The sequence below is a fragment of the Burkholderia sp. MSMB617WGS genome (assembly GCF_001532025.2).
Classification (GTDB): Bacteria; Pseudomonadota; Gammaproteobacteria; order Burkholderiales; family Burkholderiaceae; genus Burkholderia; species Burkholderia savannae.
In genome coordinates, this window is sequence record NZ_CP013457.1 from 2349781 (window position 1) to 2375197 (window position 25417).

The 25417-nt window shown below is 66.7% G+C and carries 17 protein-coding genes and 1 pseudogene; 5 read left to right on the forward strand and 13 right to left on the reverse strand.

Annotation, left to right across the window (positions count from 1 at the left end; genetic code table 11):
• Positions 1–29 precede the first annotated feature (29 nt).
• From WT60_RS11565 to typA, 6 genes are all read right to left on the reverse strand, one after another.
• A complete protein-coding gene (locus WT60_RS11565) occupies positions 30–437 on the reverse strand; it encodes a transposase (RefSeq protein ID WP_038743244.1) in 408 nt (135 codons plus the stop codon).
• Positions 438–632: 195 nt separating this feature from the next.
• The gene (zapE, locus tag WT60_RS11575) at positions 633–1730 is read right to left on the reverse strand and encodes a cell division protein ZapE (RefSeq protein ID WP_038743349.1); all 1098 of its coding nucleotides are present in this window, start codon (positions 1728–1730) and stop codon (positions 633–635) included.
• A 106-nt stretch (positions 1731–1836) separates the two neighbouring features.
• Complete coding sequence (lpdA, locus tag WT60_RS11580) at positions 1837–3267, reverse strand: dihydrolipoyl dehydrogenase (protein ID WP_059645179.1); 1431 nt, start codon at positions 3265–3267, stop codon at positions 1837–1839.
• 99 nt (positions 3268–3366) lie between these two features.
• Positions 3367–4644: a 2-oxoglutarate dehydrogenase complex dihydrolipoyllysine-residue succinyltransferase gene (odhB, locus tag WT60_RS11585; RefSeq protein ID WP_059670367.1), complete on the reverse strand. Its 1278-nt coding sequence runs from the start codon at positions 4642–4644 to the stop codon at positions 3367–3369.
• A 133-nt stretch (positions 4645–4777) separates the two neighbouring features.
• Complete coding sequence (locus tag WT60_RS11590) at positions 4778–7642, reverse strand: 2-oxoglutarate dehydrogenase E1 component (protein ID WP_038743250.1); 2865 nt, start codon at positions 7640–7642, stop codon at positions 4778–4780.
• A 357-nt stretch (positions 7643–7999) separates the two neighbouring features.
• Positions 8000–9826, reverse strand: a complete 1827-nt coding sequence (typA, locus tag WT60_RS11595) for a translational GTPase TypA (RefSeq protein ID WP_038743252.1) — start codon at positions 9824–9826, stop codon at positions 8000–8002.
• Between typA and WT60_RS35140 the strand changes: the two are divergent.
• The 5 genes and pseudogenes from WT60_RS35140 (at position 9779) to WT60_RS11620 (ending at position 15103) form a co-directional block, all read left to right on the forward strand.
• Positions 9779–9917, forward strand: a pseudogene (locus tag WT60_RS35140) (pyridoxal-dependent decarboxylase). The gene typA and the pseudogene WT60_RS35140 overlap by 48 nt on opposite strands.
• A gap of 208 nt (positions 9918–10125) precedes the next feature.
• Positions 10126–10623 carry a MarR family transcriptional regulator gene (locus WT60_RS11605; RefSeq protein ID WP_038743254.1) on the forward strand — a complete coding sequence of 166 codons (498 nt, stop codon included), beginning with the start codon at positions 10126–10128 and terminating at the stop codon, positions 10621–10623.
• 99 nt (positions 10624–10722) lie between these two features.
• Positions 10723–12219 (forward strand): efflux transporter outer membrane subunit, encoded by a 1497-nt coding sequence (locus WT60_RS11610; protein WP_060355991.1) that lies wholly within the window; start codon positions 10723–10725, stop codon positions 12217–12219.
• Between the two features lie 63 nt (positions 12220–12282).
• The gene (locus tag WT60_RS11615; RefSeq protein WP_038743258.1) at positions 12283–13518 is read left to right on the forward strand and encodes an efflux RND transporter periplasmic adaptor subunit; all 1236 of its coding nucleotides are present in this window, start codon (positions 12283–12285) and stop codon (positions 13516–13518) included.
• 25 nt (positions 13519–13543) lie between these two features.
• Positions 13544–15103, forward strand: a complete 1560-nt coding sequence (locus WT60_RS11620; protein WP_060355990.1) for a DHA2 family efflux MFS transporter permease subunit — start codon at positions 13544–13546, stop codon at positions 15101–15103.
• 244 nt (positions 15104–15347) lie between these two features.
• Here WT60_RS11620 and truB read toward each other — a convergent pair whose 3' ends face one another.
• The 7 genes from truB to scpB all read right to left on the reverse strand — a co-directional run bounded on the left by truB (position 15348) and on the right by scpB (position 25150).
• Entirely contained in the window at positions 15348–16283 is a 936-nt protein-coding gene (gene truB / locus WT60_RS11625; RefSeq protein ID WP_060355989.1) for a tRNA pseudouridine(55) synthase TruB, read from the reverse strand.
• Between the two features lie 28 nt (positions 16284–16311).
• Positions 16312–16680: a 30S ribosome-binding factor RbfA gene (gene rbfA / locus WT60_RS11630; RefSeq protein WP_038743264.1), complete on the reverse strand. Its 369-nt coding sequence runs from the start codon at positions 16678–16680 to the stop codon at positions 16312–16314.
• A 105-nt stretch (positions 16681–16785) separates the two neighbouring features.
• Complete coding sequence (gene infB, locus WT60_RS11635) at positions 16786–19716, reverse strand: translation initiation factor IF-2 (protein ID WP_059583173.1); 2931 nt, start codon at positions 19714–19716, stop codon at positions 16786–16788.
• Between the two features lie 91 nt (positions 19717–19807).
• Positions 19808–21283, reverse strand: a complete 1476-nt coding sequence (nusA, locus tag WT60_RS11640) for a transcription termination factor NusA (protein ID WP_038743268.1) — start codon at positions 21281–21283, stop codon at positions 19808–19810.
• On the reverse strand, positions 21280–21741 hold the full coding sequence (rimP, locus tag WT60_RS11645; RefSeq protein WP_004193908.1) for a ribosome maturation factor RimP: 462 nt from the start codon (positions 21739–21741) through the stop codon (positions 21280–21282). Before rimP ends, nusA begins: the two co-directional genes overlap by 4 nt.
• Before the next feature lie 304 nt (positions 21742–22045).
• The gene (gene rluB / locus WT60_RS11650; protein WP_038743270.1) at positions 22046–23734 is read right to left on the reverse strand and encodes a 23S rRNA pseudouridine(2605) synthase RluB; all 1689 of its coding nucleotides are present in this window, start codon (positions 23732–23734) and stop codon (positions 22046–22048) included.
• Between the two features lie 63 nt (positions 23735–23797).
• Entirely contained in the window at positions 23798–25150 is a 1353-nt protein-coding gene (scpB, locus tag WT60_RS11655; protein ID WP_038743272.1) for an SMC-Scp complex subunit ScpB, read from the reverse strand.
• Between the last annotated feature and the right edge of the window lie 267 nt (positions 25151–25417).

Genomic DNA, 25417 nt, shown 5'->3' on the forward strand with positions numbered 1-25417 from the left:
CATGCGCGCGGCATGCTGCCCGCGTCGCGTCAGACGACGTGCTCGAGCGTGCAATCGAGACGCGGCGCGGTCGATGTCGTCGACGCTGCGACGCTGCGCGCGTGAGCCGCTTTCGAGCGCGCATGCGTGCGCATGCGCATCGTCATCAGCTCGCACAGATCCTCGCTCTCCGCGCCGAACAATTCGACGAGCACGCGCTTCAACGCACCCGATTCGTGCCACGCCTTGAAGCGGCGATGACACGTCTGATATGCGGGAAAACGGCGCGGCATCGCCGACCAGTTCGCGCCGCTGTAGATCACCCACAGCACGCCGTTGAGCACCGCGCGCGTATCCGCGAGCGGTCTGCCGCGCATCTCCTTGCGCGGGCGCAGCTCGGGCAGCAAGGGAGCGACGCGCTGCCACTCCTCATCGGTTATATCGCGATACGGCGTCATGTGTTTCTCCGTTCATGAAGAACATGGCGCAACGATATCGAGACGAGCCGGCGTTGGAAACACGGCGCGCGCCGATTTAAGAATAGTTAATACCGAATTAACCGAAGTTAACCGTCTGACGCGCTTTTCGAATTCGGGTCGGGTCATTCGGGGCGCGCGAGGCGCGATGCGCGCCCGCCGCCCCGGCGGTTCGGATCAGGTGAGCGACGTATCGATCAGGCGGCGCGGCGCCTCGAGATACTCCTTCGACTGCATCTCGACGATCCGCGAGACCGTGCGGCTGAATTCGTTCGCCATCGGTCCTTCGATGTACAGATCTTCCGCGGCCACCGCGGCCGACATCAGCAGCTTCACCTTGTGGTCGTACAGCACGTCGATGAGCCACGTGAAGCGGCGCGCTTCGGACGCCATCCGCGGCGACATCTGCGGCACTTCCGACAGCACGATCGCGTGAAAGCGGCTCGCGAGCTCAAGATAATCGTTTTGCGAGCGCGGGCCGCCGCAGAGCGTCGCGAAATCGAACCAGACGACGCCGTCCGCGCGGCGCAGCGCCTTGATCTCGCGCTTCTCGATGTGCAGGATCGGGCTCTCGTCCGGCACCGCGGCGAGCTGGCCGAACGCATGGCGCAGCGCGCGATCGGCGTCCGCGCCGAGCGGCGTGTGATACATCCGCACCTGCGTGAGCGTGCGCTGCCGATAGTCGACGCCCCCGTCGACGTTCAGCACGTCGAGCCTGTCCTTCAGAAGCGCGATCGCGGGCAGCATCCGGTCGCGATGCAGGCCGTCGGGGTACAGATCGTCCGGGTCGTAATTGGACGTCATCACGAACTGCACGCCGTTCGAAAACAGCCGGTCGAGCAGCCGGTACAGGATCATCGCGTCGGCGATGTCGGACACGTGAAATTCGTCGAAGCAGATGAGCCGGTAGCGCTTCGCGATCCGGCGCGCGAGCTCGTCGAGCGGATCGGCCTGCCCTTTCAGCTCTTCGAGCTCGCGATGCACCTCGCGCATGAACTCGTGGAAATGCAGCCGCGTCTTGCGCTGCACCGGCACGATCGCATAGAAGCTGTCCATCAGGAAGCTCTTGCCGCGCCCGACGCCGCCCCACATGTAGACGCCGCGCGGCAAATCCGGGCGTATGACGAGTTTCTTGAACGCATTCGAGCGACGCGCCTTGTAGGCGACCCATTCGGCGTAGCAGCGCTGCAGGCGTTCGACCGCGGCGCGCTGCGCGGCATCGGACTGATAGCCGCGCGTCTTCAGCTCGTGCTCGTAGTATTCGGTGACGTTCATCATGCAAACCGGCAAAAACGAAGGCGAGCGGAAAATCCCGCCCGCCTTCGCCGAGAGACAGCGACGCCGGCCGCGACGGCCGGCGCGCGGTGCTGCGTTTTCGCGCTTAGCTGTTGAGCGAGCGCTTGTCGACGGCGAGCGCCGCTTCGCGCATCACTTCGGACATCGACGGATGCGGGTGGCAAATGCGGGCGATGTCTTCCGACGCCGCCTTGAACTCCATCGCCACCACGGCTTCCGCGATCAGGTCCGACGCGTTCGCGGCGATCACGTGCACGCCGAGCAGCTCGTCGGTCTTCGCATCCGCGATCATCTTCACGAAGCCGTCCGGCGCGTTCATGCCGAGCGCGCGGCCGTTGATCGAGAACGGGAACTTGCCCGACTTGATCTCGCGGCCTTCGGCCTTCAGCTGCTGCTCCGTCTTGCCGACCCACGCGATTTCCGGGTGCGTGTAGATCACCCACGGAATGCAGTTGTAGTCGATGTGCGGCTTCTGGCCGTCGATCACTTCCGCGACGAGCACGCCTTCGTCTTCCGCCTTGTGCGCGAGCATCGGGCCGCGCACGACGTCGCCGATCGCGTAGACGTTCGGCACCGCGGTGCGGCAGTGGTCGTCGACGTCGATGAAGCCGCGCTCGTTCGCCTTCAGTCCGATCGCCTCGAGGCCGAGGTCGTCGGTGTTCGGCACGCGGCCCACCGACACGATCAGGCGGTCGGCGTCGAGCGTCTGCGCGTTGCCGTCCTTGTCCGTGTACGCGATCGACACGCCGTTCGCGCTCGTCTTCACTTCGCCGATCGTCACGCCGAGGTTGATGTCGAGGCCCTGCTTCTTGAACAGCTTCGCCGCTTCCTTCGCGAGCGCTTCGTCGGCCGCGCCGAGGAACGCCGGCAGCGCCTCGAGCACCGTCACTTCGGCGCCGAGGCGGCGCCACACCGAGCCGAGCTCGAGGCCGATCACGCCCGCGCCGATCACGGCGAGCTTCTTCGGCACCGTGTCGAACGTCAGCGCGCCTTCGTTGTCCGCGACGATCGTGTTGTCGACGGGCACGTTCGGCAGGTGACGCGCCTTCGAGCCCGTCGCGATGATCACGTTCTTCGCGGTGACGACTTCGGTTTCGCCCTCGCCGCTCACTTCGATCTGCACGCCGGCATCGGTCTTGCCGGTGAACTTGCCGTGGCCCTTGAGCCACGTGATCTTGTTCTTCTTGAACAGGAACTCGATCCCGCCCGTCATCTTCTCGACGATCGCGTCCTTGCGCGCGAGCATCTTCGCGACGTCGATCTTCACGCCGTCGACGCTGATGCCGTGGTCGGCGAGGTGGTGCTGCGCGTTCTCGAACTCCTCCGACGAAGCGAGGAGCGCCTTCGACGGGATGCAGCCGACGTTCAGGCACGTGCCGCCCAGCTTCAGCGTGCCGGCCGGGTTCTTCCATTTCTCGATACAGGCAACGGTCTTGCCCAGTTGCGCGGCGCGGATCGCGGCGATGTAGCCGCCCGGGCCCGCGCCGATCACGACGACGTCAAATTCCTTCGACATGACAATCCTTTGGTTTGGCTCCGGCAAGCCGAGCAGGCGCCTCGCAATGGGCGCCCGCGCGGCCCGCCGAAGCGGTTCGATACGGTGTGAAAAGCGTGCTTACAGGTCGAGCAGCAAGCGCGCCGGATCTTCGAGCGCGTCCTTCATCGCGACGAGCGACAGCACCGCTTCGCGGCCGTCGATGATCCGGTGGTCGTACGACAGCGCCAGATAGTTGATCGGACGGATCACGATCTGGCCGTTTTCGACGACAGGGCGCTCCTTCGTCGCGTGCACGCCGAGGATGGCCGACTGCGGCGGGTTGATGATCGGGGTCGACAGCATCGAGCCGAACACGCCGCCGTTCGAGATCGAGAACGTACCGCCCGTCATTTCCTCGATCGACAGCTTGCCGTCCTTCGCCTTCTGGCCGAATTCGGCGATCTTCTTCTCGATGTCGGCGAGGCTCAGTTGATCCGCGTTGCGCAGGATCGGCACCACGAGGCCGCGCGGCGAGCCGACGGCGATGCCGATGTCGAAGTAGCCGTGATAGACGATGTCGTTGCCGTCGATCGACGCGTTCACGAGCGGGAACTTCTTCAGCGCGTGCACGGCGGCCTTCACGAAGAACGACATGAAGCCGAGCTTCACGCCGTGCTCCTTCTCGAACTTGTCCTTATACTTCGCGCGCAGATCCATGACGGGCTGCATGTTCACTTCGTTGAACGTCGTCAGGATCGCGTTGGTCTGCTGCGACTCGAGCAGACGCTCGGCGATGCGTGCGCGCAGGCGCGACATCGGCACGCGCTGCTCCGGACGGTCGTTGAGCCACGTCGTCGCCGACGCCGGCACCTTCACTTCCGGCAGCGACGGCTTCGCCGGTGCGGCAGCCGGTGCGGCAGCCGGTGCGGCCTTCGGCGCGCCTGCGGCCAGCGCGTCGCCCTTCGTGATGCGGCCGTCGCGGCCCGAACCTGCGACGTCGCCGGCCGACAGGCCCTTCTCGGCCAGCAGCTTCGACGCGGCCGGCGATGCCGCCGCCGAGCTCGACGCCGTCGCGGCGGCCGGCTGCGCGGCCGGCGCCGGTGCGGCTGCGGCGGGCGCCGCCGCCGGCTTGACTTCGGCTGCACCTGCCGCCGCTTCGGCGGCACCTGCCTTCGCTTCGGTGTCGATCGTCGCGATCACCTGGTCGGCGACAACCGTGTCGCCGTCGTTCTGCAGCACTTGCGCGAGCACGCCCGCGGCGGGCGCCGGCACTTCGAGGACGACCTTGTCGGTCTCGAGCTCGATCAGGATTTCGTCTTGCGCGACGGCCTCGCCGGGCTTCTTCTTCCACTGCAGCATGGTCGCTTCCGAAACCGATTCGGAGAGCTGGGGGACTTTGACTTCTACGATAGCCATGTGAATTTCCTGGATGCTTAATCTGGGTAACGACGAGGCGTCTGCGAGCGCTGTCGAGTGTCGCGGCGCGCGGCGCCTGCGGTCGAAAGCGCGCGGGAAAGCGCATCGCGCCTTCCCGCTTCGCTACGCCTCTTTATTTCGCGATCGATGCGCTCTTCAAGCGGCCGAATGCGCCTTCGACGAGGGCCTTCTGCTGCTCGTAGTGCTTCGCGTAATAGCCGACAGCCGGCGAGGCGGAAGCCGGGCGGCCGCTGTACGCGAGCTTCTGCCCTTCCTTCATGCCTTCCTTCAGGTGGTGTTCGACGTAGAACCACGGCCCCTGATTTTGCGGCTCGTCCTGCACCCAGACCACTTCCGTCGCGTTCTCGTACTTCTTCATTTCCGCTTCGAACTGCTTGTGCGCGAACGGATACAGCTGCTCGATCCGGATGATCGCGACGTCGTTCGCCTTCGCTTCGCGGCGATGCGCGACGAGGTCGTAATACACGCGGCCCGAGCACGCGACCACGCGCTTGACCTTCTTCGCGTCGATGCCGCCGTCGACTTCGCCCAGCACCGGCTGGAACGAACCCTTCGCGAGCTCCGACAGGTCCGACACCGCTTCCTTGTGGCGCAGCAGCGACTTCGGCGTCGCGACGATGAGCGGCTTGCGGAACAGGCGGATCATCTGGCGGCGCAGCAGGTGGAAGATCTGCGCGGGCGTCGTCGGCTGGACGACCTGCATGTTGTGCTCCGCGCACAGCTGCAGATAGCGTTCGATGCGCGCCGACGAGTGCTCCGGCCCCTGGCCTTCATAGCCGTGCGGCAGCAGCATCGTGAGACCCGACACGCGGCCCCACTTCACTTCGCCCGACGAGATGAACTGGTCGATCACGACCTGCGCGCCGTTCGCGAAATCGCCGAACTGCGCTTCCCACAGCACGAGCGTATTCGGCTCGGCGGTCGAGTAGCCGTATTCGAAGCCGAGCACCGCCTCTTCCGACAGCACCGAGTCGATCACGTTGAACTTCGCCTGGCCTTCCGAGATGTTCTGCAGCGGCACGTACGTGCCGTCGTTCCAGCGCTCGCGGTTCTGGTCGTGCAGCACCGCGTGACGGTGCGTGAACGTGCCGCGGCCCGAGTCCTGGCCCGTCAGGCGAACGGCGTAGCCCGACGCGACGAGCGACGCGTACGCGAGATGCTCGCCCATGCCCCAGTCGAGCGGCTGATCGCCGCGCGCCATGTTGCGGCGATCGTTGATCACGCGCTCGACGAGCGGGTGAACCTTGAAGTTTTCCGGCACCGTCGTGATGCGTTCGCCGAGGCGCTTCAACTCGGCGAGCGGCACCGCGGTGTCGGCCGCGTCCGTCCACTTGCGGTTCAGGAACGGCATCCAGTCGACCGCGTACTTGCTCTTGTAGTTCGACAGCACCGGATCGACCGTGTGATGGCCGTCGTCCATCGCCTTGCGGTACGCCTTCACGAAGCCGTCGCCTTCTTCGGCCGTGATCACGCCCTGCTGCACGAGCTTCTCCGCGTACAGCGCGCGGGTGCCCGGGTGCTGCGCGATCTTCTTGTACATCAGCGGCTGCGTGACGGCCGGCGTGTCCTGCTCGTTGTGGCCGAGCTTGCGGAAGCAGACGATGTCGATCACGACATCCTTGTGGAACTGCATCCGGTAGTCGATCGCGATCTGCGTCGCGAGGACGACCGCTTCCGGATCGTCGCCGTTCACGTGCAGCACCGGCGCCTCGATCATCTTGACGACGTCCGTGCAGTACAGCGTCGAGCGCGCGTCGCGCGGGTCCGACGTCGTGAAGCCGATCTGGTTGTTGATGACGATGTGCAGCGTGCCGTGCGTGCCGTAGCCGCGCGTCTGCGCGAGGTTCAGTGTTTCCATCACGACGCCCTGGCCGGCGAACGCCGCGTCGCCGTGAATCTGCACGGGCAGCACTTGCAGGCCGTCGGCGTCGCCGCGGCGATCCATCCGCGCCTTCGCGGAACCTTCGACCACCGGGTTCACGATTTCGAGGTGCGACGGGTTGAACGCGAGCGACAGATGCACCGGGCCGCCTTGCGTCGCGATGTCCGACGAGAAGCCCTTGTGGTACTTCACGTCGCCTGCCGGCAGGTCGTCGACGTGCTTGCCTTCGAATTCGGCGAAGAGATCCGCCGGCATCTTGCCGAGCGTGTTCACGAGCACGTTCAGCCGGCCGCGGTGCGCCATGCCGATGACGATTTCCTGCACGCCCTTCGAGCCCGCGTGCTGGACGACTTCGTCCATCGCCGCGATGAAGCTCTCGCCGCCTTCGAGCGAGAAGCGCTTCTGGCCGACGTACTTCGTGTGCAGGTAGCGTTCGAGGCCTTCGCCGGCCGTCAGGCGGTTCAGGATGTGCTTCTTCTCGTCAGCCGAGAAGTTCGGCGTCGCGCGGGTCGACTCGAGGCGCTCCTGCCACCAGCGCTTCTGCTCGGGATCGCTGATGTACATGTACTCGGCGCCGATCGTGCCGCAGTACGTGTCGCGCAGCCCCTTGACGATGTCGCGCAGCGACGCCTGCTCGAACCCGAAATACAGGTTGCTCGCGCTGAACGTCTGGTCGAGGTCGGCTTCGGAGAAATCGTAGAACGCGGGTTCCAGCTCGGGAATCGCGGGGCGTTCGCGGCGCTTCAGGGGATCGAGGTTGGCCCATTGCGAGCCGAGGAAGCGATACGCGCTGATGAGAGACTGAACGTGGACTTGCTTGCGGGCGGTGGCGAGATTGGCACCGCTTTCGCGCGGAATGAAAGCGTTGGCTTTCGCGCGCTGGGCGAACGACTCGACGATCGGGTTGTGAGCCACGTCGTTCGCGTTCGAACCGTCGGTTGCGGGGACGTTCTGCAGCGCGTCGAAATATTCGCGCCAGTTATCCGGCACCGACGCCGGGTTATCCAAATAGGCTTCGTACAGTTCTTCAACATACGAAGCATTGCCGCCGAACAAATACGAGTTCAGCTGGAACTGCTTCATTACATCTGACATTTGACGCTCACCTTTCTTCGAGCTTCTCGAGAAATAGCGGGTTACTCAACCTTCCGCGACACGGCCTGACCGTTTAGCGGATTGCGCGAATCAAGTCTTGCTTGGAAGGACCTAAAACTTGCGTGCGCGCAGCATAGCACAAAAAAACCTGCGGCGAACGCGGCGATAGCGCCCTGAAAGCCCGTCCAGACGGGCTTTCGCGCCGGTCGTGGCGATTCCGCCGGCACCGCGCAACACTGTTTTACAAACGGCGCGCCCGCCCCTTCGCGCGGATACGAAAAAGCCGCCCGAAGGCGGCCTTCCGATGCACGGCGAATGCCGTGCGAAACGCGCGCGGGCGGGCCGCCCGCCGAACGCTCAGCCGGCCTCGGCCTCGCGGCTCGCGCGGCGGCGCTCGTGCTCCTTCAGGTGACGCTTGCGCAGGCGAATCGACTGCGGCGTCACTTCGACGAGCTCGTCGTCGTCGATGAATTCGACCGCGTATTCGAGCGACATCTGGATCGGCGGCACGAGGCGCACCGCCTCGTCGGTGCCCGACGCGCGCACGTTGGTCAGCTGCTTGCCCTTGATCGGGTTCACGACGAGATCGTTGTCGCGGCTGTGGATGCCGATGATCATGCCCTCGTAGAGCGCGTCGCCCGGCTTCACGAACATGCGGCCGCGATCCTGCAGCTTCCACAGCGCATAGGCGACGGCCGCGCCGTCGTCCTGCGAGATCAGCACGCCGTTGCGGCGCTCGCCGACCGAACCTTCCCTGACCGGCGCGTACGCATCGAAGATGTGGCTCATCAGGCCCGTGCCGCGCGTGAGCGTCAGGAATTCGCCCTGGAAGCCGATCAGGCCGCGCGCCGGAATCCGGTATTCGAGGCGCGTGCGGCCGCGGCCGTCCGACACCATGTCGAGCATCTCGCCCTTGCGGCGACCGAGCTCCTCCATCACGCCGCCCTGATGCTCGTCCTCGAGGTCGACCGTCAGGAGTTCGTACGGCTCATGCTTGACGCCGTCGATTTCCTGCATCACGACGCGCGGACGCGACACCGCGAGCTCATAGCCTTCGCGGCGCATGTTCTCGACGAGAATCGTCAGGTGCAGCTCGCCGCGGCCCGACACCTCGAACACCGTTTCGTCGCCCGTGTCCTTCACGCGCAGCGCGACGTTGTGGTTCAGCTCCTTCATCAGGCGGTCGCGGATCTGGCGGCTCGTCACGAACTTGCCTTCGCGGCCCGCGAGCGGCGACGAATTGACGAGGAAGTTCATCGTCAGCGTCGGCTCGTCGACGGTGATCATCGGCAACGCTTCGGGCGCGTCGACCGCGCAGATCGTCGCGCCGATGCCGACGTCCTCGATCCCGTTGATGAGGACGATGTCGCCCGCCTCGGCCGCCTCGACCTGCACGCGCTCGAGGCCCTGGAACGAGAGCACCTGATTGATCTTGCGGTTCAGCACCTCGCCTTCCGGGCCGAAGCGCATCACGACCGGCTGGCCCGGCTTGATGCGGCCGCGCGTGATGCGGCCGACGCCGATCCGGCCGACGTACGTCGAATAGTCGAGCGACGTGATCTGCAGTTGCAGCGGCGCCTCCGGGTCGGCCGGGCGCACCGGCACGTGCTGGAGGATCGCTTCGAACAGCGGGCGCATGTCGCCTTCGCGCGCGGCCGGGTCGAGCGACGCGTAGCCGTTCAGGCCCGACGCGTAGACGATCGGGAAGTCGAGCTGCTCTTCGGTCGCGCCGAGCTTGTCGAACAGGTCGAACGTCTGGTTGATCACCCAGTCGATGCGCGCGCCCGGACGGTCGATCTTGTTGATGACGACGATCGGCTTCAGGCCGAGCGCGAGCGCCTTCTTCGTGACGAAGCGCGTCTGCGGCATCGGGCCCTCGACCGCGTCGACGAGCAGCAGCACCGAGTCGACCATCGACAGCACGCGCTCCACTTCGCCGCCGAAGTCCGCGTGCCCCGGCGTGTCGACGATGTTGATGTGCGTGCCTTCGTATTCGACCGCGCAGTTCTTCGCGAGAATCGTGATCCCGCGCTCTTTTTCGATGTCGTTCGAATCCATCACCCGTTCTGCGACCTGCTGGTTCTCGCGGAAGGTGCCGGACTGGCGGAGCAGTTGGTCGACGAGCGTCGTCTTGCCGTGGTCGACGTGGGCGATGATGGCGATGTTGCGAAGGGCGCGGGTCATAGAAACCTGAAAACGGATGGAACGCGCAAACGCGCGCGCACCGTTGCCCGATGCGCGCGCGACTTGCAGCTTGGAAAGCCACAAATTATAGCACGTCAAGATGTCGCGGACTGAGCCGTCCGTTGCGACGCGGCATCCGGGCAACCGCGCGCGCGGTTGCCCGGATGCCGATGAACCCACTCGCGTCAGGGCCATTTTTGCAGTCCTGCAACCAAATCGCGCTTCAATTAACATTTGCCGCAGCAACTAAATCGCGCCTATACTGATGCCTAGTCAACTATTGCAGCTTCAGAGAATTTATGTCGGCTCCCTCTTCCTCGCAGCACGACCTGGATCTGTCCCTGTACCAGATCAACGACAGCGTCGGCTATCTGATGTCGCGCGTGAAATCGCTGATGACGAACATGATCACGCAGCGCACGCAGACCGAACTCGGCATTACCGGCACGCAGGCGACGATGCTGTTCATGCTCGCCGTCGGCAAGTGCTCGACGGCGGCCGAACTCGCACGCGAATACGGCATCGACGCGAGCGCGATCACGCGCCTGCTCGACCGCGTCGAGAAGCGCGGCTTGTTGCAGCGGGTGCGCAGCAGCGAGGACCGGCGCGTCGTGCGGCTCGAACTGACCGACGAGGGGCGCGAGCTCACGAAGCGCATGCCGGCCATCTTCCGCAGCGTGCTCGATCAGGTGCTCGACGGCTTCACGCCCGAGGAAGTCGGTTTCCTGAAGAGCATGCTGCGCCGCATTCTCGTGAATTCGGGCGAATGCCCGGGCACGAGCGGAACCCTGTCGTAAATATTGCCGCAACAAGTAATTCAGACAGATAAATGTAAGGAAATCCTTGCAGTGTCCACTATTCACGCCGAATCAGATTCCGAGTCAGGAAACCCAGCAATGAAGACCTTCCCGTTGTCCGCTTGCCGGACCGCCATGGCCGTCGCGGTCGCCGCGCTCGCGCTCGCGGGATGCGCGAACTATTTCGGCATCAAGAGCGACAAGGCGCTCGCCCCCGCGACGCAGTTCGAAAGCGCGCAGAGCCTGCCCGCGCAAGGCGGCCAGTGGCCGTCGCTCGACTGGGCGAACCAGTTCGGCGATCCGCAACTGCCGAAGCTGATCGACGAGGCGCTCGAAGGCAATCCGACGATCGCGCAGGCGCAGGCGCGAATCGCGAAGGCCTCGTCGTACATCGAGACGTCGCGCTCGACGCTCCTGCCGCAGGCGGACGCCAAGTATTCGTGGACCCGCGAGCTGTACTCGGGCAACGCTCTCTTCCCGCCGCCGTTCGGCGGCCAGTGGTACAGCGAGAACAACGCGCTCGCGAGCGCGTCGTGGGAGCTCGACCTGTGGGGCAAGAACCGCGCGCGCCTGCATGCGGCCGTGTCACAGGAAAAGGCCGCCGAGGCCGACATGCAGCAGGCGCGCGTGACGCTCGCGACGTCGGTCGCGCGCGCCTACAACCAGCTCGCGCAGCTGTACGCGCTGCGCGACATCGCCGGGCGCGAGATCTCGAACCGGCAGACGGTCGGCAAGATCACCGACGATCGCGTCGGCGCGGGCCTCGACACCAACGTCGAGCGCCAGACCGCGCGCGGCAACGTCGCGACGAGCCAGCAAACGCTGTCCGATCTCGACGGCCAGGTCACGAACCTCCGCTATCAGCTCGCCGCGCTGCTCGGCAAGGGCCCGGACCGCGGGCTGCAGATCGCGCAGCCGGTGCTGAGCCCGGGCGGCGCGGTCGCGCTGCCGGACAACCTGCCCGCCGATCTCGTGTCGCGCCGCCCGGACATCGTCGCCGCGCGCTGGCAGGTCGAGGCGGCGATGCACGACGTGAAGGAAGCGAAGGCGGAGTTCTATCCGGACATCAACCTCGCCGCGGGCTTCGGCTTCGACGCCTTCGGCTGGGGCAAATTCCTGAACTTCGCGAGCCGCCAGGCGCAGTTCGGCCCGGCGATCCACCTGCCGATATTCGACGGCGGCGCGCTGCGCGCGCAGTTGAAGGGCCGCTATGCGGACTTCGACCTGTCGGTGGCGAACTACAACCAGACGCTGATCGGCGCGTTCAACGACGTCGCGACGCAAGTCGCGTCGATCCGCTCGATCGACACGCAAATGGGCGACGCGCAGCGCGCGCTCGACGCGTCGACGCGCGCGTACGAGCTCGCCGTGATCCGCTACAAGGCGGGCCTGTCGCCGCAGTTGCAGGTGCTGAACGCGGACAGCAGCCGGCTCGCCGCCGAGCAGACGGTGACGAACCTGAAGATGCGCCGGCGCGACATGCAGATCGGCCTCGTGAAAGCGCTCGGCGGCGGCTTCGACGCGACGGGCACGCGGCTCGCCGCGCCCGCGCCCGCATCGGCGAGCGCCGCCTCCGCGCAGCACGCGTCGAACTGAATTCCCGGATCACACCCGAACCATCGCTTTAATCGCTTTAGATAGAAGACGGAGAAACTCGCCATGAGCGACCCTCAACAAAACGCAGCGCCCGCGCAGCCGCAGAGCAACGGCAAGCGCAAGCGAATGATGACGCTGCTCGTCGCGGTGATCGCGATCGCCGCGATCGCGTACGGCCTTTATTACGTGCTCGTCGCGCGCTTCCACGAAACCACCGACGACGCGTACGTGAACGGCAACGTCGTGCAGATCACGCCGCAGGTGACGGGCACCGTGATCGCGGTGAAGGCGGACGACACGCAAACCGTGAAGGCGGGCGACCCGCTCGTCGTGCTCGATCCGGCCGATTCGCAAGTCGCGCTGCAGCAGGCCGAGGCGAACCTCGCGCAAACGGTGCGCCAGGTGCGCGGCCTCTACGTGAACGACGACCAATACCGCGCCCAGGTCTCGCTGCGCCAGTCGGATCTGTCGAAGGCGCAGGATGACCTGCGTCGCCGGCTCGCCGTCGCGCAGACGGGCGCCGTGTCGCAGGAAGAGATCTCGCACGCGCGCGACGCGGTGAAGGCCGCGCAGGCGTCGCTCGACGCCGCCGAGCAGCAGCTCGCGTCGAATCGCGCGCTCACCGCGAACACGACGATCGCCGATCACCCGAACGTGCTCGCCGCCGCCGCGAAGGTTCGCGACGCGTATCTGAACAACGCGCGCAACACGCTGCCCGCGCCCGTCACGGGCTACGTCGCGAAGCGCTCCGTGCAGGTCGGCCAGCGCGTGTCGCCGGGCACGCCGCTGATGTCGGTCGTGCCGCTCAACGCGGTGTGGGTCGACGCGAACTTCAAGGAAGTGCAGTTGAAGCACATGCGGATCGGCCAGCCGGTCGAGCTGACGGCCGACATCTACGGCTCGTCGGTGCAGTATCACGGCAAGGTGGTCGGCTTCTCGGCCGGCACGGGCGCCGCGTTCTCGCTGCTGCCCGCGCAGAACGCGACGGGCAACTGGATCAAGGTCGTCCAGCGCCTGCCCGTGCGCGTCGAGCTCGATCCGAAGGAGCTGAAGGATCATCCGCTGCGGATCGGCCTGTCGATGCAGGTCGACGTCGACATCAAGAACGAAAGCGGCAACCAGCTCGGCAACGTGCAGAACACCGTGTACGAAACCGACGTGTTCGCGAAGTACGGCGACGAAGCGAACGCCGAGATCGCGCGCATCATCGCGACGAATGCGGGCGGCGGCACGTCGGCCGTCTCGGCCACGCCGGCGCCGGCCGCGAAGGCCGTCGGCCGCACGTCGAACCTGATGTAAGCGCCCCTCGGCCGGACCACGAAGCATGGCACAGCCCCAAGCTCCTATTCCTCCGCTCAAGGGCGGACAGCTCATACTCGGCACGATCGCGGTATCGCTTGCCGTGTTCATGAACGTGCTCGACACGTCGATCGCCAACGTCGCGATCCCGACGATCTCGGGCGACCTCGGCGTGTCGTCCGACCAGGGCACCTGGGTCATCACGTCGTTCGCGGTCGCGAACGCGATCTCGGTGCCGCTCACGGGCTGGCTCACCGAGCGTATCGGCCAGGTGCGCCTCTTCCTCGCGTCGATCATCCTGTTCGTGATCTCGTCGTGGTTGTGCGGCCTCGCGCCGACGCTGCCGTTTCTGCTCGCGTCGCGCGTGCTGCAGGGCGCGGTAGCCGGGCCGATGATCCCGCTGTCGCAAGCGCTGCTGCTGTCGAGCTATCCGCGCGCGAAAGCGCCGATGGCGCTCGCGCTTTGGTCGATGACGACGCTGATCGCGCCCGTGGCCGGCCCGATTCTCGGCGGCTGGATCTCGGACAACTACTCGTGGCCGTGGATCTTCTACGTGAACATTCCGGTCGGCATCGCCGCCGCGGCCGTCACGTGGATGATCTATCGCAGCCGCGAATCGGCGGTCCGCCGCGCGCCGATCGACGGCGTCGGGCTCGCGCTGCTCGTGATCTGGGTCGGCTCGCTGCAGATCATGCTCGACAAGGGCAAAGATCTCGACTGGTTCGCGTCGACGACGATCGTCGTGCTCGCGCTCACCGCGCTCATCGCATTCGCGTTCTTCGTCGTGTGGGAACTGACGGCCGAGCATCCGGTCGTCGACTTGTCGCTGTTCCGGATGCGCAATTTCTCGGGCGGCACGATCGCGCTGTCGGTCGGCTACGGGCTCTATTTCGGCAACCTCGTGCTGCTGCCGCTGTGGCTGCAGACGCAGATCGGCTACACGGCGACGGACGCCGGGCTCGTGATGGCGCCCGTCGGCTTCTTCGCGATCCTGCTGTCGCCGCTCACGGGCAAGTTCCTGTCGCGCACCGACCCGCGCTACATCGCGACGGCCGCGTTCCTCACGTTCGCGCTGTGCTTCTGGATGCGCTCGCGCTACACGACGGGCGTCGACGAGTGGTCGCTGATGGCGCCGACCTTCGTGCAGGGGATCGCGATGGCGGGCTTCTTCATCCCGCTCGTGTCGATCACGCTGTCCGGCCTGCCCGGCCACCGGATTCCGGCGGCGTCGGGCCTGTCGAACTTCGTGCGGATCATGTGCGGCGGCATCGGGACGTCGATCTTCCAGACCGCGTGGGATCATCGGAACAACTTCCACCACGCGCAGCTTGTCGAGCAGGCGAACCCGTACAACCCGACCTTCAACCAGGCGGTCACGCAGATGGGGCAGCTCGGGCTCACGCGCGACCAGGCGCACGGGCTCATCAACAACATCGCGACGCAGCAGGCCGCGCAACTGGGCGTGAACGATCTGTTCTACATCTCGGCCGCGATCTTCGTGCTGCTCATCGCGCTCATCTGGATCACGAAGCCCGAGCGCGCGGGCGGCGGCGATTCGAGCGCGGCGGCGTCGGCCGCGCACTGAGCGGCGTCCCGCGCCGTTCGCGGCGTGCGAAGCAAAACGCCCGGCTTTCGAGCCGGGCGTTTTCGTATCTGGCGATGCAAATGCGATCCGCGCGGGGATCGTTGCGTTGGCGTCGTGCAGAATCCGCCTCCATTGGCGGGCTCGCACGGCGACTGATACGCCGCCGCCAAATGCGAGCGCCCCGCAACGCGGATTCCGCTCTCCGCGCGGCCCGCGCATACGAGCCGCCCGCGCGTGCGCGCGCCTACGAGTCCGTCACGACAAGCCGCTCAGGCGCGAGCACGCCCTCCGCCGCCCGCGCGACGCCGAGCAGCCGGCCGTCGCCGTCGTAGACGCGCACGCGTGCGCCTTCGTCCGCATCGGGCTGCGCCGCGAGTTCGGCGAGCTTCAGGCGCTGGCCGTGCAGGAAGCGCTTCGCGAGCGCCGCGTCGAGCTCCACGAGCGGGAACGTCGACAGCAGCGCATCGACTGGCGCAAGCCGCGCATCGCGCTCGTCCTGCGTCGCGGCATCGAGCGCATCGAGCGTCACCGCATGCTCGAGCGACAGCGAACCGACGCCCGTGCGCCGCAGCATCGTCAGATGCGCGCCGCAGCCGAGCGCTTCGCCGATATCCTCGGCGAGCGTGCGCACGTACGTGCCCTTGCTGCACGTCACGCGAAACGTGACGTCGGGCAGCGCGCAGGACAGGCACTCGAGCGAGCGGATCGTCACCGCGCGCCCTTCGCGCTCGACCGTCTGGCCGGCGCGCGCGTATTCGTAAAGCGGCTTGCCGTCGCGCTTGAGCGCCGAGTACATCGGCGGCACCTGCACGATGTCGCCGACGAAGCGCGCGAGCGCCGCGACGACCGCGGCTTCGTCGCAGGTCACATCGCGCGTGTCGAGCACGTCGCCTTCGGCGTCGCCCGTCGTCGTGCGCACGCCGAGACGCATCGTCGCCTCATAGGTCTTGTCGGCGTCGAGCAGATCCTGCGAGAACTTCGTCGCTTCGCCGAAGCAAAGCGGCAGCAGCCCCGACGCGAGCGGATCGAGCGTGCCCGTGTGGCCCGCCTTCTTCGCGAGGTACAGGCGCTTCGCGCGCATCAGCGCGTCGTTGCTCGAGAGCCCGACCGGCTTGTCGAGCAGCAGCACGCCGTCGAGCGCGCGACGCGGAATCCGGGGGCGTGGCGAAACAGTCGTCATGGTCGGCGCGCAGTGGCTCGTGCGGTGTTCATTCGTCCTTCGCGCGCGTCGCGTTCGCCTCGTCGATGAGGCGCGACATCGCGACGGCCTTCTCGATCGTCTGGTCGTAATGGAAATGCAGCGTCGGCACCGTATGAATGTGCAGGCGCTTGAAAAGCAGATTGTGCAGATGGCCGGCCGCGTGGTTGAGCGCCTCCTGCGTGTCCGCCGGATTGCCCGTGAGCGCGGTGAAATAGACTTTGGCATGCGCGTAATCGGGCGTGAGCTCGACCGACTGGATCGTCACGATCCCGATGCGCGGGTCCTTGACCTCGCGCATGATGAGCTCCGACAGATCGCGCTGGATCTGATCGGCGATCTGCACGTTGCGATTGGGAGAACTGCGTTTTTTCGACATGATTAATCCGTCATCCGGTTGATCGGCGCGCCGCGCGGCGCCGTTCATGAAAATGGGCGGGACGGGCCCAAGCCCGACCCGCCCATTCAAGCCGTCACGCCTGCGTTACAGCGTACGCGCGACTTCCGTGACCTCGAACACTTCGAACTGATCGCCTTCGACGATATCGTTGAAGTTCTTGAGCGACATACCGCATTCGAAGCCTTGCTTCACTTCCTTCACGTCGTCCTTGAAGCGCTTGAGCGAATCGAGCTCGCCCGTGAAGATCACCACGTTGTTGCGCAGCACGCGCACCGACGACGTGCGCTTGACAACGCCGTCCGTGACCATACAGCCGGCGACCGCGCCGACCTTCGGCACCTTGAACACCTGGCGCACCTCGACCATGCCCGTCACGACTTCGCGCTTCTCCGGCGCGAGCATGCCCGACATCGCCGCCTTCACCTCATCCACTGCGTCGTAGATGATGTTGTAGTAACGGATGTCGATGCCGTTCGCCTCGGCGAGCTTGCGAGCCTGGGCGTCCGCACGCGTATTGAAGCCGATGATGACGGCCTTCGACGCGGTCGCGAGGTTGACGTCGCTCTCGCTGATGCCGCCCACCGCGCTGTGCACGATCTGCACCCGCACTTCGTCGGTCGACAGCTTGAGCAGCGACTGCACGAGCGCTTCCTGCGAGCCCTGCACGTCCGCCTTGATGATGAGCGGCAGGTTCTGCACTTCGCCCTCGCCCATCTGCTCGAGCATGCTTTCGAGCTTCGCCGCCTGCTGCTTCGCGAGCTTGACGTCGCGGAACTTGCCTTGACGGAACAGCGCGATTTCGCGCGCCTTGCGCTCGTCCGGCAGCACGATGACTTCCTCGCCCGCGCCCGGCACTTCGGACAGGCCCTGGATCTCGACCGGAATCGACGGGCCGGCTTCCTTCGTCGGCTTGCCGTTCTCGTCGAGCATCGCGCGCACGCGGCCGTAGGCCGTCCCGGCGAGCACGACGTCGCCGCGGTTGAGCGTGCCGGATTGCACGAGCACCGTCGCGACCGGGCCCTTGCCCTTGTCGAGCTTCGCTTCGATCACGATGCCCTTCGCCGGCGCCTCGACGGGCGCCGTCAGCTCGAGCACTTCCGCTTGCAGCAGCACGTTCTCGAGCAGATCGTCGATGCCCGAACCCGTCTTCGCCGACACCGGCACGAACGGCGAATCGCCGCCGTACTCTTCCGGCACGACGCCTTCCGCGACGAGCTCCTGCTTCACGCGATCGGGGTTCGCTTCCGGCTTGTCGATCTTGTTGATCGCGACGACGATCGGCACCCCGCCCGCCTTCGCGTGCGAGATCGCTTCCTTCGTCTGCGGCATCACGCCATCGTCGGCCGCGACCACCAGAACGACGATGTCGGTTGCCTTCGCGCCGCGCGCACGCATCGCCGTGAACGCCTCGTGACCCGGCGTATCGAGGAACGTGACGACGCCGCGCGGCGTTTCGACATGATATGCGCCGATGTGCTGCGTGATGCCGCCCGCTTCGCCCGCTGCGACCTTCGCGCGACGGATGTAGTCGAGCAGCGACGTCTTGCCGTGGTCGACGTGGCCCATCACCGTGACGACCGGCGGACGCGGCAGTTGCTCCGCGTCGGTGCCCGTTTCGCCTTCGACGAGCAGCGCTTCCGGATCGTCCAGCTTCGCGGCAACCGCGCGGTGGCCCAGCTCCTCGACGACGATCATCGCCGTTTCCTGGTCCAGCACCTGGTTGATCGTGACCATCTGGCCCATCTTCATCATCATCTTGATGACTTCCGACGCCTTGATTGCCATCTTGTGCGCGAGATCGGCCACCGAGATGGTCTCCGGCACATGCACTTCACGCACGATCGGCTCGGTCGGCGCCTGGAACGACGACGCGTTGTCCTGATGCTTGCCGCGCCCCTTCGGGCCGCCGCGCCAGCCGCGATCGACGCCGCCGCTCGAATCGCCGCGCGTCTTGATCCCGCGGCGCTTCGCTGCGTCGTCCTGCCAGCCGCTCTTGCCGGTGCCCGGCTTCTTGTTGCGGTCGCCCGCGGGCGCGGCGGCGGCGGGCGCCGCCGTGCCGCTTGCCGGCTTCTTCGCCGCGGGGCGAGCCGCAGCCGCCGCGCCGGCGGGCTTCGCCGGCTTGTGCAGCGTGCCCTTCGCCTCGGCCGCCTTCGCAGCCGGCGGCTCCGCGGGCTTCGGCGGCTCGACCGCCTTCACCTGCGCGCGGCGCGGAGTGTTCATCATTTCGCGGATCGCGCGCGCTTCCGCCTCCGCGGCTTCGCGGCGCTTGCGGATCTCTTCCTGCTCGGCGCGCGCCTTGTCGGCCGCTTCGCGCGCGGCGTCCTCGGCCTTCTTCGCCGCTTCGCGTTGCGCGGCGCGCTCGGCGGCCGCGCGCGCTTCGTCCTGAGTCGTCTGCCCGGCTTGCGCACGCTGCGCTTCCTCGCGGGCGGCCGCGGCCTCGGCCTGCTGCACTGCTTCGGCCTGCGCGGCAGCCGCCGCGTGCTTCGCCGCGGCTTCGTCTTCCGCACGGCGACGCTCGGCTTCAGCCGCCTCTTCGCGCGCACGGCGCTCGGCTTCCTCGCGCTCGAGGCGCTCCTGACGCTCGCGCAGTTCCTGAGCCTGCTTCTCGAGCAGCTCGGCTTCGCGGCGCGCCTCTTCCTCGCGGCGCTTCAGCTCGGCTTCCGCCTGCTCGTCGGCCTGCGCCTGTGCCTGGTCGGCGCCCGTCTCGCTCACGTCGTCGCGCTTGACGAACGTGCGCTTCTTGCGCACCTCGACCTGAATGGTGCGAGCCTTACCCGTCGCGTCGGCCTGCTTGATCTCCGACGTGTGCCGGCGAGTCAGCGTGATCTTGCGCTTGTCGCCATCGGTCGCGCCGTGCGACTTGCGCAAATGATCGAGCAGACGCGCCTTGTCCGTCTCCGACAGCGCATCGTCCTCGCTCGCTTTCTGGACGCCCGCCGCCTGCAGCTGTTCGAGCAGCACACCAGCAGGCATTTTCAGTTCCGCGGCAAATTGGGCTACGTTGTTACTCGCCATTCATTCCTCTTAGTGCAAGGACCGATTCCTTGCGGTTAGCATCGGGTCAGGCCTTCCGGCCGCCAGCAAATCATTGCGCCATGGTCATTTCTCACTGGAACCAGTGTTCGCGCGCCTTCATGATCAGCGCCTTCGCGGCTTCCTCGTCAGTACCGGTCATGTCGACCAGCTCGTCGACGGCGAGCTCCGCGAGATCGTCGCGCGTCTGCACGCCATGCTCGGCCAGCTTCGCGAGCAGTTCGGGCGTCACGCCGTCGAGGCTCTTCAGATCGAGGGCGGCCGTCTCGACCTTCTCCTCGTTGGCGATCGCCATCGTGAGCAGCGCGTCGCGCGCGCGGTTGCGCAGCTCGTGGACGGTATCCTCGTCGAACGCCTCGATCTCGAGCATTTCGTTGAGCGGCACGTAAGCGATCTCTTCGAGGCTCGTGAAACCTTCGTCGATCAGGATGTCCGCGACTTCCTCGTCGACGTCGAGGCGCGCCATGAAGAGGCCGCGCAGCGTGTCGCGCTCTTCGTTCTGCTTCTGGGCGGATTCGTCCGGCGTCATGATGTTGATCTGCCAGCCTGTCAGCTCGCCGGCAAGACGAACGTTCTGGCCGCTGCGGCCAATCGCGACGGCCAGCTCGTTCTCATCGACGACGACGTCCATCGAATGCTTTTCTTCATCGACGACGATCGACTGGACGGCCGCCGGCGCGAGCGCGCCGATCACGAACTGGGCGGGATCCTCCGACCATAGCACGATGTCGATGTTTTCGCCACCGAGCTCGTTGCGCACGGCCTGCACACGCGAGCCGCGGATGCCGACGCACGTGCCGATCGGATCGATCCGCTTGTCGTACGCGACGACGCCGATCTTCGCCCGCACGCCCGGATCGCGGGCGGCCGCCTTGATCTCGAGCAGGCCCTGCTCGATTTCCGGCACTTCCATCTCGAAGAGCTTCATCAGGAATTCGGGCGCGGTGCGCGACAGCTCGATCTGCGGGCCGCGCGCGGTGCGGTCGACCTTCGCGATGTACGCGCGCACGCGGTCGCCGACGCGCAGGTTTTCCTTCGGAATCAGCTGGTCGCGGCGCAGAAGCGCCTCGACGCGGCCCGATTCGACGATGAAGTTGCCCTTGTCGAGGCGCTTCACCGTGCCCGTCATGATCTTCTCGCCGCGCTCGAGGTAGTCGTTCAGGATCTGTTCGCGCTCCGCGTCGCGGACCTTCTGCAGGATCACCTGCTTCGCGGCCTGCGCGCCGATGCGGCCGAACTCGATCGAAGGCACCGGTTCCTCGATGTAGTCGCCGATCTCGATGTCGGGCTTCTGCTCGCGCGCCTCGAACAGCAGGATCTCTCGATCCGGCTCTTGCAGGCCGGCTTCGTCGGGCACGACGAGCCAGCGACGGAACGTCTCGTGTTCGCCGCTCTCGCGATCGATATGTACGCGGATCTCGGCGCCTTCGTCGAACAGCTTCTTGGAAGCCGATGCGAGGGCCGCTTCGAGCGCGCCCAGCACGACGTCCTTGTCGACGTTCTTCTCACGCGCCAGCGCATCCACCAACATCAACACTTCGCGACTCATTGTTTGCGGCTCCTAAAGTCAACGTGCGGAATCAGGCGGGCTTTGTCGATGTCTGCCAGCGTGAAATCCAGCATGGCCGCCTCGCCCTTCTTCCTCTCAAATTCCAAACCGATCGTCTCGCCGTTCGGCGCGTGCAGAATGCCCCGGTACGTCTTGCGCCCGTCCAGCGGCTTTTTCAAGGTGATGACGGCCTCGCTGCCCGCGAAACGCGTGAAGTCAGCCAGCTTCTTCAACGGCCGGTCGAGCCCCGGTGACGAGACCTCGAGCCGTTCGTAATCGATGTTTTCGACCGTCAATACGTGCTGGAGCTGACGCGTGACCTTCTCGCAATCGTCGATCGTGATGCCGGCGGGCTGATCGATGTAGACGCAGACCATGCCGCGCCCGGTGCGCTCGAGATCGACGAGCTCGTAGCCGAGCCCCGTGACCGTAGTTTCTATCAGTTCCGTCAGTTGCACAGTGTCCTCTCAGGTGTCCGCGCCCGCCCCTCGCGATTCACCCGCTGAACGCGCGCCTTAGCCGGCGCAGGAAGCGCTACCCGAGATGCCCAACCGTTTCGGCAAAAAAAAATGGGCGCAACGCCCATCTTGTTACCGGTGGTCGCACCTGAGCTACACATCGAATCCGTACGCCCAGCGACTTGGCGATTATAGCGATTTTTGGCCCGAACGCAAAGCTTGGGCCCGCAAAATCGGCCCGAAACGGCGACTTCGCGGGGCATTCGCAACGCGCGAGCGCGGTTGCGAATGCCGATTCGGACGATCAGCGGCCGCGCGAACGATTGCGCTGCGGCGTGCGCTGGCCGCCGCGAGGGCCGCCGCCTTCGGCCGCGCGATTGCCGTTCGGGTTGCGGCCGCCCTTGCCGGCGCCGCCGCGCGGCTTGTTGCCGCCCGTGCCGTAGGACGCGCGATTGCCGTCGACGTCGCGACCGCCCTGGCGCGCGCCACCACCGCTGCCGCTGCCACCGCCGTAGCCCGGCAGGCCGGCGTAGCCGCCGAGGCCCGCGTTGAAGCCGCCGCCCGCCGTGCCGCGCCGACCGCGACGCGGCTGATCGAGCTGGCCGTGAGTCGTCAGCACGGGCTCGCGATTGATGAAGCCCATCGACGTCTGCATCGGGTCGGGCTGGCGGCGCTCCGCCGCTCCGCCGCGCTTGCCGCCCTTCTCCTCGGCCGGCGCCTTCAGGCCGACCGTCGTCATCAGGCGGCGCACCTGCGCTTCGTCGAGTTCCTCCCAGCGGCCGCGCTTCAGCCCGCGCGGCAGCGGGATCGGGCCGTGGCGCGTGCGGATCAGGCGGCTCACCATCAGGCCGACCGCCTCGAACATCCGACGCACTTCACGGTTGCGCCCTTCGGCGAGCGCGACGTGATACCAATGATTCGTGCCTTCCCCGCCGCCGTCGCGGATGCGCAGGAAGTTCGCCGGGCCGTCGTCGAGCTCGACGCCGTGCAGCAGCTTCTGGCGCGACGCCTCGGACAGCTCGCCGACGACACGCACCGCATACTCGCGCTCGACGCTGTAGCGCGGATGCATGAAACGGTTGGCGAGATCGCCCGACGTCGTCAGCATCAGCAGGCCTTCAGTGTTGAAGTCGAGGCGGCCGACCGCGAGCCATTTCGCGGTCTTCATCGGCGGCAGCCGGTCGAACACCGACGGGCGCCCCTCCGGGTCCGCGTGGCTCACGATCTCGCCCGCCGGCTTGTGATACAGCAACACGCGCGGCGGCTTGTTCGGCAGCTTGCGCTTGACCGGCTTGCCGTTGATCCGGACCTGATCGGTCGGCATGATCCGCTGCCCGATGTGCGCCGGCTCGCCGTTCACCGACACGCGGCCGGCGATGATCAATTCCTCCATCTCGCGGCGCGAACCCATCCCGGCCTCGGCGAGCACCTTGTGCAGCTTCGGCGCGTCGTCGTCCGGCGACAGCACGCGCTTCGGCTGGTTCTGGCGGCCCCGGCGCAGCATCGGCGCACGCACGCCGCCGCCCGACGCATTGTTGTCGGCGTCGAACGCGGGCGAAATCACGTAGGCGAACAGATCGTCCTGGCCGGCGTCGGCGGATGCCGCGACAGCCGCAGCCGATGCGGCGCCGCGCTTCGCCGGGCCCTGCCGTGCCGCCGCGCCCTCGCCCTCGCGCTTGCCGGCCGCCGGCTTGCGCGGCGCCTTTGCCGCCGCTTCCTTGCTGCGCGGCGCGCGCGCCGGCGCCTTCGCGGCTGCGGCGCCGGCGTCCGTCGCCGCGGCGGCGGCTTCGCCGCCCTCCGTGGCGTCGGCGCTCTTCGACTTCGCGGCCGCGCGGCGGCGCGCGATCAGGCTGCGCGGCCCGCGCCGCAGACCGCGGCGCGGGCGCTCTTCGCCGCCCGCGTCCTGAGCGGACTGCTCGGGTGCGCCGTCGGCGTGCGCCGTCGCGACGGCATGCGCGGATTCGGACGAATCGATGTCGTGGGTATCAGTCAAAACAACCTCAAAATGTCAGGTCTCGCGCCCGTCGCGGGCACGGCTAAGGTACGGTCGCGCGCCTCAGGCGCGACGCTTCGCAGGCGCTTCGTCGTCGTCCTGCAACTCGCGCTCGGGGGCCGCCTCGCTTGCACTGCGCACGGCGTCGGCGAGGCTGTCGGACGTGTCGTCCAACGCCTCCTCCGTGTGCGCCGGGACCGGCTCGGCATCGTGCGGGATGCCGCCGATCGCGCGTTGGTCTCCCTTCGTCGCTCGGTTGGCCGCCGGGTCGGCGGCCGCCTCGCGGGTTGCTGCGTTCGCCGCGCCGGCCGGAACTGCGTCCGACCGCGCGACGGCGTGTGCGTATTCGTTCGCCGGCACGGGCGATTCGACGGGCTCGCCGTCCGCCGCGACGGCGCGCTCGGCCGCCTCGGCATGCGGCGCCGTGGCGGCGTCCGCTGAATCCTGCGCATCGCCGCGCGCCGCCTTGCGATCACGCGCCGCAGCTGCGTCCTCATCGTCCGCCGACGCCGGATCGGCGACGACTTCGCCGGACTCGATTCGGCCGTCGGCATGGCCGGCAGCCTGCTCGGACGCGTCGCCGCCCGCGACGCGTGACGCCTCGGCCTCGCTCGCGACGCACGTCGCCTCGACGCTCGCTTCAGCACCGGCCCGCTCGTCATTATCAGCCGGATCGGCAATCCTTGCCGTCGAGCCATCCACGCCATCCGCGCCGTCGGACGACGCAACGGATACGTGCGCCGCCGGCGCCGCTTCGCCGCCGGCCTCGTCCGCTCCCGCCGCCGACGCGCCCGCCTCACCGACATCGGCCACCGACACGTCCGCAATCGCGTCGCCGTCGGCGCGCGCATCCTCGGGAAAGTCGATCGCCTGCTGCGCGAGGAGGCTCGCCTCCAGGTGCGCGGCCGGCTCCTCGAGCGCCGGCAGATCGTCGAGCGCCTTCAGGCCGAGGTCGTCGAGAAACTGCTTCGTCGTCGCGTAGAGCGCCGGGCGGCCCGGCACGTCGCGATGGCCGATCACCTCGATCCAGCCGCGATCCTCGAGCTGCTTGACGACTTGCGTGTTCACGGTGACGCCGCGGATTTCCTCGATGTCGCCACGCGTCACCGGTTGCCGGTACGCGATGATCGCGAGCGTTTCCAGTACGGCCCGCGAGTACTTGGGCGGCTTCTCCGGATGCAGCCGGTCGAGGTACGTGCGCATCGCGGGCGTGCTTTGAAAGCGCCAACCCGACGCGAGCGCGACGAGTTCGACGCCGCGCCCCGTCCATTCCCGTTTCAGATCTTCGAGCAGTGTTCGGACTGTGTCCGCCGACACGCCGTCGGCAAAGAGCTTGCGCAAATCGCCGAGCTTCAGCGGTTCCTGCGCGCAGATCAAAGCAGTCTCGAGGACGATTTTCGCCTCTTGGGTATTCATGCAGCTAGGTCAGACCCTGTGGTCAAACGAACCGGATCAATCGAACAGACGAAAGGAACGGAAGACGCGCTCGCCCGATTCTGATCGGTCATATTGATGGGAGCACGAACCGGGGGCGGCGAACCTACTCTCAAGCCCAACCCAAACCGGACGGAACAGCGCGGAACCACGTTGGAACCGCGTGACTGAGCGCCATCTTACGCAAAATTACCCAGTGCGTAAAGACAAAGAACGTACGCCAAAAGACATATCTTTTGTCCCGTCGCC

Coding starts and splice junctions, on each gene's coding strand:
- lpdA (WP_059645179.1), bottom strand. CDS start 3,267: ATGTCGAAGGAATTTGACGTCGTCGTGATCGGCGCGGGCCCGGGCGGC.
- WT60_RS11605 (WP_038743254.1), top strand. CDS start 10,126: ATGTCGGCTCCCTCTTCCTCGCAGCACGACCTGGATCTGTCCCTGTAC.
- zapE (WP_038743349.1), bottom strand. CDS start 1,730: ATGAACGTCACCGAATACTACGAGCACGAGCTGAAGACGCGCGGCTAT.
- WT60_RS11590 (WP_038743250.1), bottom strand. CDS start 7,642: ATGTCAGATGTAATGAAGCAGTTCCAGCTGAACTCGTATTTGTTCGGC.
- rbfA (WP_038743264.1), bottom strand. CDS start 16,680: ATGTCGAAAAAACGCAGTTCTCCCAATCGCAACGTGCAGATCGCCGAT.
- typA (WP_038743252.1), bottom strand. CDS start 9,826: ATGACCCGCGCCCTTCGCAACATCGCCATCATCGCCCACGTCGACCAC.
- odhB (WP_059670367.1), bottom strand. CDS start 4,644: ATGGCTATCGTAGAAGTCAAAGTCCCCCAGCTCTCCGAATCGGTTTCG.
- truB (WP_060355989.1), bottom strand. CDS start 16,283: ATGACGACTGTTTCGCCACGCCCCCGGATTCCGCGTCGCGCGCTCGAC.
- WT60_RS11565 (WP_038743244.1), bottom strand. CDS start 437: ATGACGCCGTATCGCGATATAACCGATGAGGAGTGGCAGCGCGTCGCT.
- scpB (WP_038743272.1), bottom strand. CDS start 25,150: ATGAATACCCAAGAGGCGAAAATCGTCCTCGAGACTGCTTTGATCTGC.
- WT60_RS11615 (WP_038743258.1), top strand. CDS start 12,283: ATGAGCGACCCTCAACAAAACGCAGCGCCCGCGCAGCCGCAGAGCAAC.
- infB (WP_059583173.1), bottom strand. CDS start 19,716: ATGGCGAGTAACAACGTAGCCCAATTTGCCGCGGAACTGAAAATGCCT.
- WT60_RS11610 (WP_060355991.1), top strand. CDS start 10,723: ATGAAGACCTTCCCGTTGTCCGCTTGCCGGACCGCCATGGCCGTCGCG.
- nusA (WP_038743268.1), bottom strand. CDS start 21,283: ATGAGTCGCGAAGTGTTGATGTTGGTGGATGCGCTGGCGCGTGAGAAG.
- WT60_RS11620 (WP_060355990.1), top strand. CDS start 13,544: ATGGCACAGCCCCAAGCTCCTATTCCTCCGCTCAAGGGCGGACAGCTC.